The 14,635-nt window shown below is 39.0% G+C and carries 15 protein-coding genes; 5 read left to right on the top strand and 10 right to left on the bottom strand.

What is annotated here, in order from left to right; all coding sequences use genetic code 11:
- Nucleotides 1-38 precede the first annotated feature (38 nt).
- Together HWQ49_RS11740 and HWQ49_RS11735 are read right to left on the bottom strand one after the other, a co-directional pair.
- A complete protein-coding gene (locus tag HWQ49_RS11740) occupies nt 39-2,138 on the bottom strand; it encodes a heavy metal translocating P-type ATPase (protein WP_188207814.1) in 2,100 nt (699 codons plus the stop codon).
- Nucleotides 2,135-2,500, bottom strand: coding sequence for an ArsR/SmtB family transcription factor (locus HWQ49_RS11735; protein WP_188207813.1), 366 nt, complete (start codon nt 2,498-2,500; stop codon nt 2,135-2,137). The genes HWQ49_RS11740 and HWQ49_RS11735 overlap by 4 nt, the downstream gene beginning before the upstream one ends.
- A gap of 124 nt (nt 2,501-2,624) precedes the next feature.
- Between HWQ49_RS11735 and HWQ49_RS11730 the strand changes: the two genes are divergently transcribed.
- Complete coding sequence (locus HWQ49_RS11730; RefSeq protein WP_188207812.1) at nt 2,625-3,131, top strand: GNAT family N-acetyltransferase; 507 nt, start codon at nt 2,625-2,627, stop codon at nt 3,129-3,131.
- Between the two features lie 574 nt (nt 3,132-3,705).
- On the opposite strand, the gene HWQ49_RS11725 is transcribed toward HWQ49_RS11730, so the two are convergent.
- From HWQ49_RS11725 to HWQ49_RS11710, 4 genes are all read right to left on the bottom strand, one after another.
- Nucleotides 3,706-5,502, bottom strand: a complete 1,797-nt coding sequence (locus HWQ49_RS11725) for a M3 family oligoendopeptidase (protein ID WP_188207811.1) — start codon at nt 5,500-5,502, stop codon at nt 3,706-3,708.
- Nucleotides 5,503-5,752: 250 nt separating this feature from the next.
- The gene (locus HWQ49_RS11720; protein ID WP_188207810.1) at nt 5,753-6,616 is read right to left on the bottom strand and encodes a polysaccharide deacetylase family protein; all 864 of its coding nucleotides are present in this window, start codon (nt 6,614-6,616) and stop codon (nt 5,753-5,755) included.
- A gap of 7 nt (nt 6,617-6,623) precedes the next feature.
- Nucleotides 6,624-7,298 carry a VOC family protein gene (locus HWQ49_RS11715; RefSeq protein ID WP_188207809.1) on the bottom strand — a complete coding sequence of 225 codons (675 nt, stop codon included), beginning with the start codon at nt 7,296-7,298 and terminating at the stop codon, nt 6,624-6,626.
- 15 nt (nt 7,299-7,313) lie between these two features.
- Nucleotides 7,314-8,312, bottom strand: a complete 999-nt coding sequence (locus HWQ49_RS11710; RefSeq protein ID WP_188207808.1) for an LLM class flavin-dependent oxidoreductase — start codon at nt 8,310-8,312, stop codon at nt 7,314-7,316.
- Between the two features lie 103 nt (nt 8,313-8,415).
- On the opposite strand from HWQ49_RS11710, the gene HWQ49_RS11705 reads away from it, so the two are divergent.
- Nucleotides 8,416-8,754, top strand: a complete 339-nt coding sequence (locus HWQ49_RS11705) for a hypothetical protein (RefSeq protein WP_188207807.1) — start codon at nt 8,416-8,418, stop codon at nt 8,752-8,754.
- A 39-nt stretch (nt 8,755-8,793) separates the two neighbouring features.
- Here the strand turns inward: HWQ49_RS11705 and HWQ49_RS11700 are convergent, their stop codons facing one another.
- A complete protein-coding gene (locus HWQ49_RS11700) occupies nt 8,794-9,405 on the bottom strand; it encodes a class I SAM-dependent methyltransferase (RefSeq protein ID WP_188207806.1) in 612 nt (203 codons plus the stop codon).
- Between the two features lie 157 nt (nt 9,406-9,562).
- On the opposite strand from HWQ49_RS11700, the gene HWQ49_RS11695 reads away from it, so the two are divergent.
- Both HWQ49_RS11695 and HWQ49_RS11690 read left to right on the top strand, forming a co-directional pair.
- Nucleotides 9,563-10,051: a YppG family protein gene (locus HWQ49_RS11695; RefSeq protein ID WP_188207805.1), complete on the top strand. Its 489-nt coding sequence runs from the start codon at nt 9,563-9,565 to the stop codon at nt 10,049-10,051.
- Nucleotides 10,052-10,208: 157 nt separating this feature from the next.
- Nucleotides 10,209-11,693, top strand: coding sequence for an MFS transporter (locus tag HWQ49_RS11690; RefSeq protein WP_188207804.1), 1,485 nt, complete (start codon nt 10,209-10,211; stop codon nt 11,691-11,693).
- A gap of 35 nt (nt 11,694-11,728) precedes the next feature.
- Here the strand turns inward: HWQ49_RS11690 and HWQ49_RS11685 are convergent, their stop codons facing one another.
- Genes HWQ49_RS11685 through HWQ49_RS11675 form a run of 3 tightly spaced genes read right to left on the bottom strand, consistent with a single transcriptional unit; the run spans nt 11,729 to nt 14,164 of the window.
- Nucleotides 11,729-12,589 carry a DegV family protein gene (locus HWQ49_RS11685; protein WP_188207803.1) on the bottom strand — a complete coding sequence of 287 codons (861 nt, stop codon included), beginning with the start codon at nt 12,587-12,589 and terminating at the stop codon, nt 11,729-11,731.
- A 32-nt stretch (nt 12,590-12,621) separates the two neighbouring features.
- Nucleotides 12,622-13,542, bottom strand: coding sequence for a DMT family transporter (locus tag HWQ49_RS11680; RefSeq protein ID WP_188207802.1), 921 nt, complete (start codon nt 13,540-13,542; stop codon nt 12,622-12,624).
- A gap of 34 nt (nt 13,543-13,576) precedes the next feature.
- Nucleotides 13,577-14,164: a rhomboid family intramembrane serine protease gene (locus HWQ49_RS11675; protein WP_188207801.1), complete on the bottom strand. Its 588-nt coding sequence runs from the start codon at nt 14,162-14,164 to the stop codon at nt 13,577-13,579.
- Between the two features lie 84 nt (nt 14,165-14,248).
- On the opposite strand from HWQ49_RS11675, the gene acpS reads away from it, so the two are divergent.
- Entirely contained in the window at nt 14,249-14,611 is a 363-nt protein-coding gene (acpS, locus tag HWQ49_RS11670; protein ID WP_188207800.1) for a holo-ACP synthase, read from the top strand.
- Nucleotides 14,612-14,635: the final 24 nt, after the last annotated feature.

The following is a 14,635-nucleotide window of genomic DNA, read 5'->3' as shown; positions in this document are numbered from 1 at the left end:
TATCGCCATGTTGAATGTTGGCGATACTTTTCTGTTATTTATTCTTTAACTTTTAACAATCGTAAGGCATTGAGTGTCACTAATAAGGTCGCACCCATATCGGCTAGGATGGCAATCCATAAAGTTAACCAACCTGGAATCACAAGTAGTAGTGCAAATAGCTTTGTTCCGAGTGCAAAGACGATGTTTTGTTTAATAATATTTAATGTGCGCCTACTTAATCGGACAGTAAATGGAAGTTTGGCTAAATCGTCTCCCATTAGTGCAATGTCAGCTGTTTCTAAGGCTGTATCAGTTCCTGCACTTCCCATCGCAATTCCAACGTCAGATGATGCTAAGGCTGGTGCGTCATTAACTCCATCACCAACCATGGCAATTTGGCCGTATTGATTTTTTAACCCTTTAACTTGTTGTTGTTTATCTTCTGGTAATAATTGAGCTAGGTAATGTTTAATCCCGACTTGTTCGCTAATTGATTGAGCCGTTTGCTCGTGGTCACCAGTTAGCAATACCGTCTGCTTCATGTTGAGTTGGTTGAGTTGCTCGATCATTTCTTTGGCCATTGGACGGATGACATCAGCAATAGCGATCAAGCCGATGATTTCATGATCCCGACTTACCAATACCACGGTTTGACCTGCTTGTTGTAATTGTATAACTGCAGATTCAATGTTGCTAGTTAGCTGTTCATACATAGATGGATTACCAATCTGATAAGTAGACCCATCAATCGTTCCGGTGATTCCTTTCCCTGTAATTGAACGAAAATGTTGAACGTCTAGTGCTGCTGGTTGCTTAAAATGCTGATCGGCATATTGAATAATCGCTTTAGCTAGTGGGTGCTGTGACATTTCCTCTAAAGCCTTTGCTTTTTGGAAAAGTTCTTCAGGCTCAGTATTCGTATCGAATAGTTGATAGCTTGTGACAACAGGGGTTCCTTGAGTAATTGTTCCGGTCTTATCAAACGCAATTGCTTTAATATCACCTAGTGTTTCTAAATAAGCACCGCCTTTAATTAATACACCATTTCTGGCTGCATTACCGATGGCTGTTACAATGGCAACAGGGGTTGAGATTACTAACGCACAGGGGCAACCTACAACGAGAACAGCTAATCCTTGATAAATCCAAGTTTCAAAACTTAATCCAAAAAAGATAGGTGGAACAGTCGCTACTCCTAATGCTATTAACATAATAAGTGGCGTGTAGTAAGCGGCGAAGCGATCAACGAATTGCTGTGCTGGTGCTTTTTCATTTTGTGCTTCTTCAACTAGGTGAATTATTTTTGCTAGCGTGGATTCTTCAGCCAACTTAGTTACGTTGACCTCCAAGTAGCCTTCTTCGTTTAACGTTCCAGCAAATACATCGTCACCATCCGTTTTAAAAACCGGGACGGATTCGCCAGTAATTGCCGCTTGGTTAATGGCAGAAGAGCCTTTTAAAACGGTTCCGTCAACAGGGATTTTCTCCCCAGGTTTAATGATGACTGTATCATTGAGATGAATATCAGAAACGTCAATTTCTTTGTGCTCGCCTTGTCTGATGACTCTAGCAGTATTTGGCGCAATCTCCATTAACGACTTAATGGACGCACGCGCACGATCAATCGAAAAACGTTCAAGCGCTTCACTAATGGCGAATAAAATCACGACTACAGCACCTTCGACCCATTCGCCAATTAATGCAGCACCAATGACGGCAATCGTCATTAACGTTTTCATGTCAAACCGGAACTTAATTAAATTTTTTAAACCAGTCTGAATCAGGTGATATCCACCGACAGCAATGGAAATGATAAAAATGCTAATCGTGAGTGGATGACTATCTCCTAGCGTTAGTAATAAATAGATGCCAACACTTAATAACACAAAAGATAAAAGGATGTGCCAATTCGCTTGGATCAACGACCATTTACTTTTAGTTGCATGAGCTTCATACTCTTTAGTAACTGTTAGGTTCTCAAATGCGCCAGCCTTTTCGATTTGTTCAACAGATGCTCCCCCATAAACCGTTATTTTAGAGGCACCAAAGTTAACTTCAGCATCTTCTACAGTTGGGAGATCTTTGACGTTCTTTTCAAAGGTTTGCGCACATGATGTACATGACATTCCTTTAACATAATACGTCTCCTGACTCATTGGGACTCCTCCAGTTCTTGCTGGTGCAGCGTGGCGATGGTAATTAAGCTATGCACATGATGGTCATCTAACGAGTAATAGACATTTTTCCCGTCTTTTCTAACTTTGGTTAATCCATGTTTTTTTAAAGTTCTTAAATGATGTGATGCAGACGCGACGGATGTTTCAGTAATTGCCGCAACATCACAAACGCATAATTCGGATTCTAGATGGAGTGCCTGTGCGATTTTCACCCGTGTTGGGTCGCCCAAAACTTTAAAAAGTTTGGCGATTTCTAGGGTGGGTTTACTTTCAACCGATGTATATATAGATTGAAGTCGTTCTTCACTGATTTCAGACGTACAATTTGGTAGTTTCACCATTCACACCTACTTTCTCATTCAAAAGTTCGTTTGAATATATTTTATTCAAAGATATATTTGAATGTCAATTGATTGATTCTTGGTATGTATTTATTTAAAATGCTTTAAAGAAGAGGTGATCAACTTGATAAGAAAAGCTACATATACAGATTTGAACCAGATAGAGGCATTGGTCAATCAAGCAAAAGACATAATGGCTAATGCTGGAATGACCCAGTGGGGAGAAAGCTATCCCACGAAAAGGCATTATGAAGAGGATCTTAATCAGGATGAACTATATGTATATGAATATGAGGGGGAGGTCGTCGGCGTTGCCTGTATTAGTGACCACGGCCATCATGAATATGATGAAATTAACTGGTCAGAGGAAGCGGATTATTTATGTATTAAACGCTTAGCCGTCGATCCAAATGTCCGCATGCAGGGGATTGGTTTAGCATTTTATCAATTTGCAGAGGAACTTGCTGCTGAACGAGGCGTTTCCTATATTCGAACAGATACCAATGGTGAAAATACCGCTGCACTTAGACTTTTTGAAAAAGGTGAGTACACCTTGGTCGACAAACAGAGACATGGCGATTTTAAACAGCCTTTTTATTATTATGAGAAGAAAGTTATGAGCCATTCATAGAAAATGTGGTTGATTCAGTTGAACTGGGAGGTAAGAGGTGGGTGGTCTCTCTTCCAGGGTGACGTTGGTCATTGGTTGAGGCGGGAAGAGAAAAAGGTAGGTCTTTTCCCAGAAGGAGTTGATGATCGGTTGAACTGGGAAAAGAGAGGAGGAGTCTTTTCCCGGATGACGCTGCTGATCGGTTGAGGTGGTAAAAGAGAGCGACAGTCTATTCCCGGATGGGGCTGGTGATCGGTTGAGGTGGTAAAAGAGAGCGACAGTCTATTCCCAGATGGTGCTACCAATCGTGTGAACCGGGAAAAGAGAAGGGCATTCTCTTCCCAGATTTCGGTCTCAACCAACTTAATTGGAACAGATAACGGGTCTCTATTCCCGAATCCAACTCATGAATAGGGTGATTGATAACAGAGGTCAATTTCTTTTCCAACATTCATCTGCAAACCGGTTAACCAAGAGAACACGACTATCAATTAAATCTAAATCAACAAAATACAAAAGACCAGTCAGGTGCAATCAATCCTGACTGGTCTTATTTTTCTTTTAGAAGGCTTCTGCGCGTTGGCCTCCTAGAAATTTATTTGCTAGTTAATTGTAGGTATTCTTCAACATCTTTTTTGCAAAGCTCGATTCCTTTTTCCCAGAAGGACTCTTTGGTAATGTCTTCATCTAAGTGTTTCTTCGCCAGGTCTTCAACAGACATTCTTGCAGTATCTTGAAGAAGGGCGATGTATTTATCCTCATAGCTAGTACCTTCCTCTAACGCTTTGGCATAAATGCTTAGTGAGAACAAGTAACCAAATGTGTACGGGAAGTTGTAAAACGGAACCCCTGTAATATGGAAGTGTAATTTATTAGACCAATAGCTTGGGCTCGTTGAATTAACGGCGTCACAGTAAGCTTCACGCTGCGCTTCGTCGGTTAACTCATTTAAGCGACTTGCTGGAACAAAGCCATTTTTACGCTCTTCATAGAAGCGAGTTTCGAATAAAAAGCGTGAGTGGATGTTCATAAAGAATGCCACGCTACGCTGTAGTTTATCTTCTAAAAGCGCAATCTTATCTTCTTCTGTTTCTGCTTCTTTAACTGATGCATCCGCAACAATCATCTCAGCAAAGGTTGAAGCTGTTTCCGCCACGTTCATCGCGTAACGACGGTTAAGTGGGTGGACTGGCTTTAACGCATAGGAGTGAAAAGCGTGCCCTAACTCATGTGCAAGTGTTGCCACGTTCGACATTGAACCACTATATGTCATAAAAATACGAGACTGTTCACTTAATGGAAAGCTTGTACAGAAACCACCAGGGCGCTTACCAGGGCGATCTTCTGCTTCGATCCAAGCATCCTCAAAAGCTGTTTTTGAGAACTCAGCCATTTTTGGACTAAACTGTTCAAAATGCTTTAGGATAAAGCTAGCTCCTTCGTCATAAGAAAGTTTCTGGTTATTTTTCTGTGTCGGTGCGCCTAAGTCATACCATTCTAATTTGTCCTTACCAAGTAACTCAGCTTTACGATATAAGAAGTCAACAAACGGCTGTTTATGCTTCGTAATCGCACCCCACATCGCATCTAGAGTATCTTGCTCCATACGGTTAATATCAAGTGGCTCTTTTAGCACATTGTCCCAACCACGTTTTTTATAAGTGTTAAGTCTGAAACCAGCTAAATGGTTTAGTGTATTAGCGAAAAGAGACTCTTTTTCTTTCCAAGCGGCTTCTAGTTTTTCGTAAACGTCTTTACGCACTTCAGGGTTCTCATGGGATAGGAGGTTATTAGCTTGTCCGACAGATAATTCTTTTTCCTCACCATCAACTGTTACGTTAACGGTCATGCCACCAACAATCGTGTTATACATTTGTCCCCAAGCATGATAACCATCAACAGATAAAGCGGAAATGAGTGCTTCTTCATCTTCTGACAGCTGTTCTTTTGCAGAGTCACGCCACTCATTTAAAACAAATGAAAGTTCGCTTAACTTCTCATGGTTTACGATCGCTTCCCATACATTTTCTTCTGCTTTTGAAAGCTTTTGCTTGAATGCGTTAAAAGCAGAACCGTAAGAAGCAGATAGCTCTGTGATTTCACTACGTAAAGCACTTGCTTTCGCATCACTCATGTCTTGTGCTTCAAGGCAACTGACGAACGCACCAGCTTGACGAATGTGAAATGAAATGTCAGATCCTTCTTCAATTAAGTTAGCGACTTCATCGGCTTGTCCACTAGAAGTAGGAGTGGTAAACTGTTGAAGCTTATCGGCATATGTAGCTAGACGTTCTTTCGTTTCATCAAGGTGACGACGCAATTCTTCTGATTCACTTCCACCTTTAAAGAAGACATCGAGATCCCAAACAATTGGATAGCTTGTTTTTGTCATTTAAAATCCTCCTAAAATTATTTCAAAATTTTCATAATAATATATACGATAGTATAGCACATTTATTACTTCGGATAAAGAATATTTCGATTGGTGAAATAAGTTTTATGGTTAATTTTTGAGGTTTTCAGTTAAAATTTCAGAAATACGGTTAATTTGGATAAAATACAGTTAATTCAAGAAATTTACGGTTAAAATCTACAAAATACGGTTAATTAAAAAAGCTTACACTGTACCTATGTGTAAGCTTTCATCTTAATTCATAATCTTGTAACTGCACAAACTCAAAGCCATCATCAAGTAATTCAGGAATAGCTTCAATCACCCCTTCTGCTGTATCACTAGTTGGTTGGTTCATATGGAGTAAGGCGATCGAACCCGGTTTTGCCTGAAGTAGAGAATGAACGACTTGGTCTTTAGAAAAAGTGCCTCCTGCATCCCCTAAAACATCATAGTTTACCGCTTCTAAACCCATATCTTGAACCATCTGAACAGCTACTTCATCGTAGTGAGCTGTTCCTGATCGGAATAAGGTAGGTTCTTGACCAGTGAGTTGATCAATATATTGATGATTGGTCACCACTTCTTTAATGACTTCATTACGACTTTGTGTTCCTTCAATTCCCCATGCCGACTGCCCCTCAATCGATAAGGGCAGATGTTCAGTTCCGTGATTTTCAATTTGGAAAAGAGGGTTGTCTGTTAGCTCTAGAAATAATGACTCGTTATGTTCGATCCAGTCCTTATTAATAAAGAAAGTAGCAGCAATGTCATGTTCAATTAAGTAATCGACTAATTGATCATCAACCTCTCGACCATAAGGACCACCACAAGCATCGAAAGTAAGTGCAATCACTTGTTCGTCCGTATCTAGTTGTGTTTTAACACCTGTTACAAATTCACCCCACTCCTGACTAGTTGCAGGGTAATGAGTAGGATTGATCTCGTGGAGAATTTGTTGATGAATCTCATCTAAAGTGATGGAGTGTTTAGCTATGGGTGAATGGAAGTGGTCATGCTGTTTTGAACTGAAGGTCCTATCCTCATTAACTTCAGTACAAGCTGCCATCGTGATTAGTGCGATGATTACGGTAAAGCGTAAATTAAATTTCATACAATCCCTACTTTGATTTAAACGTAATATGTTCAAATGAAGCTTTTAAGTGATTTCCATGTGTAATCTTAATAGTACCATTTTCAAGTTGAAATGATAGATTTTCACCCAGTGATAATTGATATATTCTTTCTATTTGTTTAATGTATTCTTCTGGGTTAGGTACACCTAGTTCCAGCATTGAAAAATTAACTGGGTTAATTAGATTCTCATCTGTTGGCACATTCCCGTCACCACTCCACTCGAGTAAAAATGGCAGTGGAGTTCCGGTGACGTCGTATTTCGGAAATAACATTTTCCACGCCAAAGTCGTCCCGTCTGGTTTTTTACGGCTGCCTGGAAATGGTCCTTCATATTCAATCCCTTCTTGGTTAAAGTAATCGATTCTCTCTTGAAGGTTTTCTACTCTTAAGGCGAATTGAATTGGCCCTTCTAATTGCCGTTCTTTAGCGTAGTAGGTGTGTTGAATGAGTGGGTTATCTGACTCACTTGCTTTCTGATCGTCGTCAACACCAATCCACTCGATGTAGCTGTTGTTTTTCATGAAAGCTAGGTAGTTAAACGTCCCCCAATTTTCATGGTGTCCACCTTCTACACCAACTTGATTGTGAAAGGAAGAAAATATACTCTGGTGTTGCTCTGGGTCGCTTGAATAAATGACTAAATGATCAAATGCAATCATCTCAAAATCCTCCTTTTAAGATAATTTAAAAGCTTTCGCTAATAGATCATAAGATTCAAGACGTTTTTCAAATGGTGATACAATGGTGTTAATAATCACTTCATTGACGTTAAACTCTTGGGCCATATGTTCTAGCTGTTGCTTAACACTACTCACATCACCAACGATCATTCGTTTGCGATTTTCCATGATATGTTTTTGCTCAAAATGGTTGAAAGTCATCTGACTAGCCTCTTCAGGACTAGGGAAGTATTCGCGAATTTGCCCTTGTTCAATCATTAATAAAGCAAGGTCTAAGCTAGATGCATAATATTCAGCTTCTTCTTCCGTTTTACCGACAACGACAAAGACAGCCATACTTGCTTCTGGTTCACTTTGTAATGGTGAAGGGATAAAGCTGTCATAGTAGCGATCAATAGCAGCAGGTCCACCATTTCCATTAATAAACTGTGCGAATGTATAAGATGTACCGAGTTCGCCGGCCACATTAGCACTTGCTCCACTAGACCCTAGCATCCAAACAGGAGGAGTTGTATCTGTCATCGGTGTCGCTTGAACTTGATAGCCTTCAGGGTCATTACCTAAAATATAATCAATTAAGTTAGCCGCTTGTTGTGGATAATTTTGGACATCAGGATATTGGCCACGGTTAAGTGCATAATTAACGCCCGGCATTCCACCTGGTGCGCGGCCAATCCCTAAATCGATTCGACCTGGGTACAAGCCTTCTAAGACTCTAAAAGCTTCTGCCACTTTAAATGGGCTATAATGAGGGAGAAGTATCCCACCTGTTCCCACCCGAATTCGATTGGTCTGTGCGGCAACAGAAGAAACTAAGATCTCAGGAGCAGAACCTGCTAAGCTTCGAGTACTATGGTGTTCACTCATCCAAAAACGTTTATATCCTAATCGGTCAACATGTTTGGCTAATTGAATAGTTTGTGATAAGGCATCTTTAGGTGTTTGATTATATAGTAACGGGGATTGGTCTAACACACTTAGTTGTAAAGTCATATTCGACACCTTTCTATAAATAAGTTATGATGATTATAATTGTTTTAGATTTACGCTAAAAATTCAATAGATATGCCTATGAATATAGAGATGGAGGAGCAAGATGGGGAAGAAAAAAATGACATGTTATCGCTGTGAAAAGGAAATTACAGACCGTTCAGATTTAGTTGTAGCCAATATTAAGATGACGGTTAAGCCATTTCATGAAAAATGTTTTAAAAAGCACCTTGAGGAAAAGAAGGAACGTGCGTCAATGTTTTTCGATGCCATGCCGTTTAATGGCCGTTACGCTAATGTGATGACAGCAATCTTTCTATTAATGATTGTCTTCTTTTTAGTATTCTTAGAAGTACCGGCTCTTGCTTACATTCTTTGTTTAATCTATCCATTTTATCGCTTGATGAGTTGGGTGAAGTTAGAGCGAAAACTACCAAAAACATAAATCATTAGGCAGGGACTTAAGATAAGGTCCCTGCCTTTATTACTTTTTACAAACAGCTATTCCTAATGGGTATCGAACATCTTCACGTTTGGGTTCGATTAACACCCCGTTTTGATAGTAAAATTGAGCTTCAGCATAATTGGTAAATAAGTCTTTAAACTCTTCTGGTGTGAGTTGGTGGACGTGAAACGGAGAGCCACATGGTTTACCACGCCCTTGTCCAAAGGGGGTAGAGACAATCAAAGTACCACCCGGTTTTAATAAACGATGGTAGTTATTTAATAACGCTTCCTCTTCTACAATGTGTTCAATGGTCTCGAAGCTAACAATCGCATCAAACGTTCCGATTTGGTCCACCAATGACTCGTCAATAGCATTGGCAACCATAAACTGTGTTTTAGGGTGATAGTATTCACCTTTGGCATATTTAATAATATCAGGATCAAGGTCAACACCTATTACTTCTTCAACTTCCTTTTTACGACGCTTAGCAATCATGTGACTGCCATATCCCGCCCCACAGGATAGATCGAGTACTCTTCCATGGAGGTACGGTAAAGCGAATTGGTATCTGGCTATATGTTCTAATAGTAGTGGATTCATTGGGTCCATCATTTTTGGAATGACGCGTTCCCCAGTATCTTCAATCATGTTATTCCCTCCTAATTCTTATTTCATTATGCCAAAAACTACAATAAGTTCAAACTGTTTTATGATACCGTGATAAACACACACTTCACTTCATTCTCATAAACTAATTTATATAGGTGTTAGCCCCTTAAATGTCAATAGAAAGGTAGGAGAGAGGATGTATCCAAATCACTACGGTAGTTACCCATGGATGCAGTATCCATACTATCCCTATTCCCAAAATCCATATGGTCAATCAGGAGCTGGCTATCATTTAGAGCATCTGTACGATCCGTCACTGTATGGTTATTCAACGAATCCGTCTGATCAACCGTTAGATTATTTTCAGTATCAACCACAATATCAATCACAGGCTTTTTTCAACCCTGAATATCAACCATTAACCAACTCACAGTTTGATTTAGGCTCAGGGTGGAATGAAGGTTACCAACCGTTCTCTGAATATGGTGCTTTTCAACCTGGTGACCAACAACCCATGACACCATCGCAAAAACAAGCGCTTATGCAATATTTTCAAGGTGAAGATGGCGAGATCGATTTAGATAAGGTATTTAAGACGTTAGGGCAAGTCGTTCAGATTACCCAACAAATTTCTCCAGTGATTAAAGGGTTGAATTCAATGGTGAGAAGTGATAGTGAGAGTTAGCCTTTCCTATGGGAGAGGCTTTTTTCGTAAACTAATTTAGATGATGTACCAGCTTCGAAATGGACAAACTCTTAAACTATTCATTTTAACCTTCTAGTTATGGTAGAATGTACAAATGTTAGAGTAATGAGGTAATTATTTGAAAGAAGGTTAAGACATGCTACCAAATAATCAAGTTCCAAACACACCTTTTTATTATGGCTGGGTAATTGTATTGGTTTCAGCTTTGAGTGTATTTTTCTCTGGGCCAGGACAGACTTTTGCTATCTCCATGTTTATCGAATATTACATAGAAGATTTTGATTATTCCCGTTCATTAGTTTCTGGGTTGTACTCAACAGCTACATTGTGTGCCGGTTTTCTACTATTTACGATCGGTAAACTAGCTGATTTATATGGGCAGCGTGTGATGATGGTAATCATTGGGCTTGCTCTAGCTTTTGCGACCTTATGGAACGCGTTGATTGTTGGACCCATTATGATGTTTTTGGGCTTTTTCATGCTACGCTTATTTGGTCAAGGGTCAATGACATTACTTCCTAATACGCTCGTCCCTCAATGGTTTATGAGAAAAAGAGGAAGAGCTCTTAGTGTGATGGCTATTGGTGGATTTGCAGGAGCTGCGTTAATTCCACCTCTAAATGCCTTTTTAATAGATATATTTGGTTGGCGAATGGCTTGGGGAATATGGAGTGTATCGCTAGCAGTAATCTTTGTTCCTTTAGCGTTATTTTTTGTCCGAAATAAGCCTGAAGACATAGGAGAAGTGATTGATGGTAGGCGAAAAACAATTCAGTCAAAAGGTCCGTCGCGCCTTCCACTGTTCTTTATGGTTAGTCTCTCAGCTTTAATATTACTGACAGTCATTCCACCGATTGATGACTATCTCCAAGGTTTATTCCCTTGGTTCCCAGCTACTTTTTGGAGGATATTATTATTTGCTGCTTCACTCATTGGTGTCATGATGTTAATTAAAAACCGTTATATGAAAAAAACATCGACTAGTGATCACGGTGAAAAGCAAGACGAACAAGAAGAGACTGAAGATAATGAGGTAAGTTGGACTTTAAAAGAAGCGATGAAAACTCGCGCTTTTTGGATGGTCTTATTTTGTGTTAGTGTTCCTGCCTTAACGAATACAGGTATTACGTTCCACTTAGTATCGATTTCTGAAGGAAAAGGGTTAACACCGGAAGTTGCTGCTATTGTATTATCCTTGATGGCGATTATCGGCTTTCCTGTAACATTTGTTACTGGTTATTTAGTAGATCGCTTCAAAGTAAATGTCGTTTTAGCAGCAACATTTATGATTCATATTTTAGCCATTCTTTGGTTATGGCAAACTCAAAGTGCTGTAGGATTTATCATCTATGGAGTTATTTGGGGAATGGCTCATGGTTTTGAGAGGATCACTTTAAATATTGTTTGGCCAAACTATTTTGGAAGACAGCACCTTGGTAGTATTAAGAGTATTGCTCAGAGTGTGATGGTCATCGGTTCGGCATTAGGTCCACTGCCATTTGGAATCTTTTATGATTGGCAAGGTGGCTATTCAGAAATATTGCTACTAACCTTGATTTTACCATTACTAGCAGCTATATTCGCATTTACTTCACCAGCACCTGAAAAGAAAGAATCATAAATAAAACAGGCGTGATTCGTTGGTCACGCCTGTTTTTATGACTCGTCGGCTAAAAATGAAATGACTAATCCACCTTCACCGGCATAGTTAGCTATAAGAGGACCCATTTCAGCTAAATGTTCCTCTTGTTGATGATATTTTTCACGAATTTGATTTAAGATTTGCTTAGCCTTATCTTCACAGTTACTGTGGGTCATTGCAATTGTATTCCCGTCTAGTGATTTAGTATAATCACTAATTTGTTCAACCAGTCTTCTAAGTGCCTTTTTCTCACCTCGTACCTTTTCCGTAACCTCAATCTCGCCTTCATCAGATGCTTTCATTAGCAGCTTTATATTTAGGGTTTTGGCAATAGCACCTCTAACTTTATCTAGTCGTCCACCTTTAATTAGGTTCTCGACTGTTATGAGTGAGAAAAGGGTGATGGTTTTCTCTACATTCTTTTTCGTCTGATTCACAATCTCATGAAAATCAACACTTTTTACTTTCATTTTAATAGCCTCGTTCAATAACAAAGTCATTCCACAAGAAGCTGTTTTAGTATTGATGACTTCAATTTTCCTATCAGGTTCCTCATCTAATAGCATATCTCTACCTATTACCGCATTTTGATAGGTAGCACTTAATTTTTTTGAGAGCGACAGCGTCAAGATAGGAGTTGATGGATCAATAGCCTTGAACGCTTCATAAAAATCATTTGGACTAGGGGCTGAAGTCTTAGGAAGGTCTTCAATTGTACTTAGCTTTTGGTAATATTCTTCTATCGTAAGTTCCTCTCCAGCCTTATAAACTTGGTCTTTAAAATGGATGTTTAGTGGGATGGTTTTAATATTAAATTTTTCGGCAAAACCTTTTGGCAGGTCTGCTCCACCATCAACCATAAATTGAATGGTCATTCAGATCACCTCTTCATTTAAAATTTTTATAATTAATTTGGACTTGATGTTCGTTGATCATTAATCACTTTGACCTTTCGTTTCTTTGATGTACTGATGATAAACAACATTAACCCTGAGATGACAATTGATCCACCTAAAAATTGTGACCAAGTAATTAATTCATCTAGTATAAAATAAGCCATAATCGAAGCACCAACTGGTTCGAATAAGATTCCCATGGTGATGGTTGATGCACTCACCCATTTAATAGCCCAATTAAATAATGTATGACCAAAGAACGTAGGGACGATAGCTAGTGCTAAAAAATACATCCATGTTTCGCCACTATACCCCGTAAAGGGCTGGTTTAAAACTAAGTTATATAGAATTAAAGTAATAGAACTAATTCCATATACGACAAATGTGTAGGTCATTAAAGAGACTCTTTTTCGTACATTTTGTCCGAATAGGAAGTAACCTGTGACCGCGATAGCTCCCATCAAAGCTAGGAAGTTTCCAAATAGTGCCATGCCACTAATTTGGAAATCCCCCCAGCTGATAATCACACTACCTGTAAAAGCGATGATCATGCTTAAGACGGCCCCACTAGAGAAGCGTTCCTTGAAAAATAGATATGTACCAATAAAAGCGAAGATTGGCTGTGTAGTTACTAAAACGACAGAGCTTGCAACTGACGTATGGTTGAGTGATTCAAACCATAAAATAAAATGGAGGGCCAAGAAGACGCCTGCTGCGACTGATAAATACCAATCGCGTTTAGAGATATGTTTAAAGTCACCAAGGTGCTTCCACAAAATATAAGGAAGCATGATTAATACAGCTAATAATAAACGGTAATTCGCAATAATCGATGACGGCGCATCTGCTAACCTTACAAAGATTGCCGAGGTGGACACGGCAATAACTCCGATTACAATGGCAATATATGGAGTGTATTGGTTCTTTTCCATAAGTTCATCTCCTGTTAAGCTTTCAATGATTGTATTAACGTTTAAAATGAGTAAACAGTAACGGCCCCATAGCTAACCCTGCAAGTAATCCAAAAATATGGGCATAAATGTTAATACCTGTTCGTAAAAAAGTCATCAGTAAAGCAAATATTACGATTAGAACAATGATTTGCCTACTGTTAGCATCAAGTAATTCTGGGCGCATAAATAATAGATAGAGGTAAATACCAAATAACCCGAAGATTGCTCCGGAAGCGCCAACGTGAGCATACCATGGCCCAGCTAAGAATAAAGTGGCGACATTAGCAAGTATCCCTGTTGTTAAATATGCTAAAATGAATTTAGTTTTACCTAACATAACTTCAAGAGCTGGTCCGAATAAAATTAAACTAAACGAATTGAAGATAAAATGCATTAATCCAATATGTACAAAAATGGGTGTGATTAAACGCCAATATTCACCAGCCTCTGTAATATAAACATTTACTCCACGTAGCAGTAACCTAAGCTCCTCAGATACATTGACGCCTAAAAATAAAATGATGTGAATGGCGATTATCGCGGAAATGACAGGATAGTAACGCAGGAATTGCTGGAAGCTTTCGGTACGGACAAAAAACACAAGTAACACCTCTCTTTTTACATATATCAATACATTTAGAATACTAATGATTATCTAATCATGCAATTAGAAAGAAGGGTTTTCATGATTAAAGGAATAGGAATTGATCTGACCGAATTAGATCGTATTAAACGGCTCCATAAAAGACAACCAAGATTTTACCGAAGAGTATTGTCACTAAAAGAACAAGAAACTTTCAAATCTTATAGAAATGATAGAAGAAAGATCGAATTTCTAGCTGGTAGATTTGCAGCAAAAGAGGCTTATAGTAAAGCAACCGGGACCGGAATCGGTAAAGATATTTCTTTTCAGTCACTAGAAGTTATATCTAATCAAAGTGGACAACCTTGTATTTGGGTTAACGGTGAACAGGACCCATCTGTATTTGTTTCCATTTCTCATAGTCGCCATTATGTCGTTGCTCAAGTGATAATTGAACAAGTTTAAATAGCTAGTCTGCATATTCAAATA

Source organism: Alkalibacillus aidingensis (genome assembly GCF_014595945.1).
Lineage (GTDB): Bacteria > Bacillota > Bacilli > Bacillales > Alkalibacillaceae > Alkalibacillus > Alkalibacillus aidingensis.
The sequence above is the reverse complement of the archived record's forward strand: the minus strand, read 5'-3'. Positions and strand labels throughout refer to the sequence as shown.

Coding starts and splice junctions, on each gene's coding strand:
- HWQ49_RS11740 (WP_188207814.1), bottom strand. CDS start 2,138: ATGAGTCAGGAGACGTATTATGTTAAAGGAATGTCATGTACATCATGT.
- HWQ49_RS11735 (WP_188207813.1), bottom strand. CDS start 2,500: ATGGTGAAACTACCAAATTGTACGTCTGAAATCAGTGAAGAACGACTT.
- HWQ49_RS11725 (WP_188207811.1), bottom strand. CDS start 5,502: ATGACAAAAACAAGCTATCCAATTGTTTGGGATCTCGATGTCTTCTTT.
- HWQ49_RS11720 (WP_188207810.1), bottom strand. CDS start 6,616: ATGAAATTTAATTTACGCTTTACCGTAATCATCGCACTAATCACGATG.
- HWQ49_RS11715 (WP_188207809.1), bottom strand. CDS start 7,298: ATGATTGCATTTGATCATTTAGTCATTTATTCAAGCGACCCAGAGCAA.
- HWQ49_RS11710 (WP_188207808.1), bottom strand. CDS start 8,312: ATGACTTTACAACTAAGTGTGTTAGACCAATCCCCGTTACTATATAAT.
- HWQ49_RS11705 (WP_188207807.1), top strand. CDS start 8,416: ATGGGGAAGAAAAAAATGACATGTTATCGCTGTGAAAAGGAAATTACA.
- HWQ49_RS11700 (WP_188207806.1), bottom strand. CDS start 9,405: ATGATTGAAGATACTGGGGAACGCGTCATTCCAAAAATGATGGACCCA.
- HWQ49_RS11695 (WP_188207805.1), top strand. CDS start 9,563: ATGTATCCAAATCACTACGGTAGTTACCCATGGATGCAGTATCCATAC.
- HWQ49_RS11690 (WP_188207804.1), top strand. CDS start 10,209: ATGCTACCAAATAATCAAGTTCCAAACACACCTTTTTATTATGGCTGG.
- HWQ49_RS11685 (WP_188207803.1), bottom strand. CDS start 12,589: ATGACCATTCAATTTATGGTTGATGGTGGAGCAGACCTGCCAAAAGGT.
- HWQ49_RS11680 (WP_188207802.1), bottom strand. CDS start 13,542: ATGGAAAAGAACCAATACACTCCATATATTGCCATTGTAATCGGAGTT.
- acpS (WP_188207800.1), top strand. CDS start 14,249: ATGATTAAAGGAATAGGAATTGATCTGACCGAATTAGATCGTATTAAA.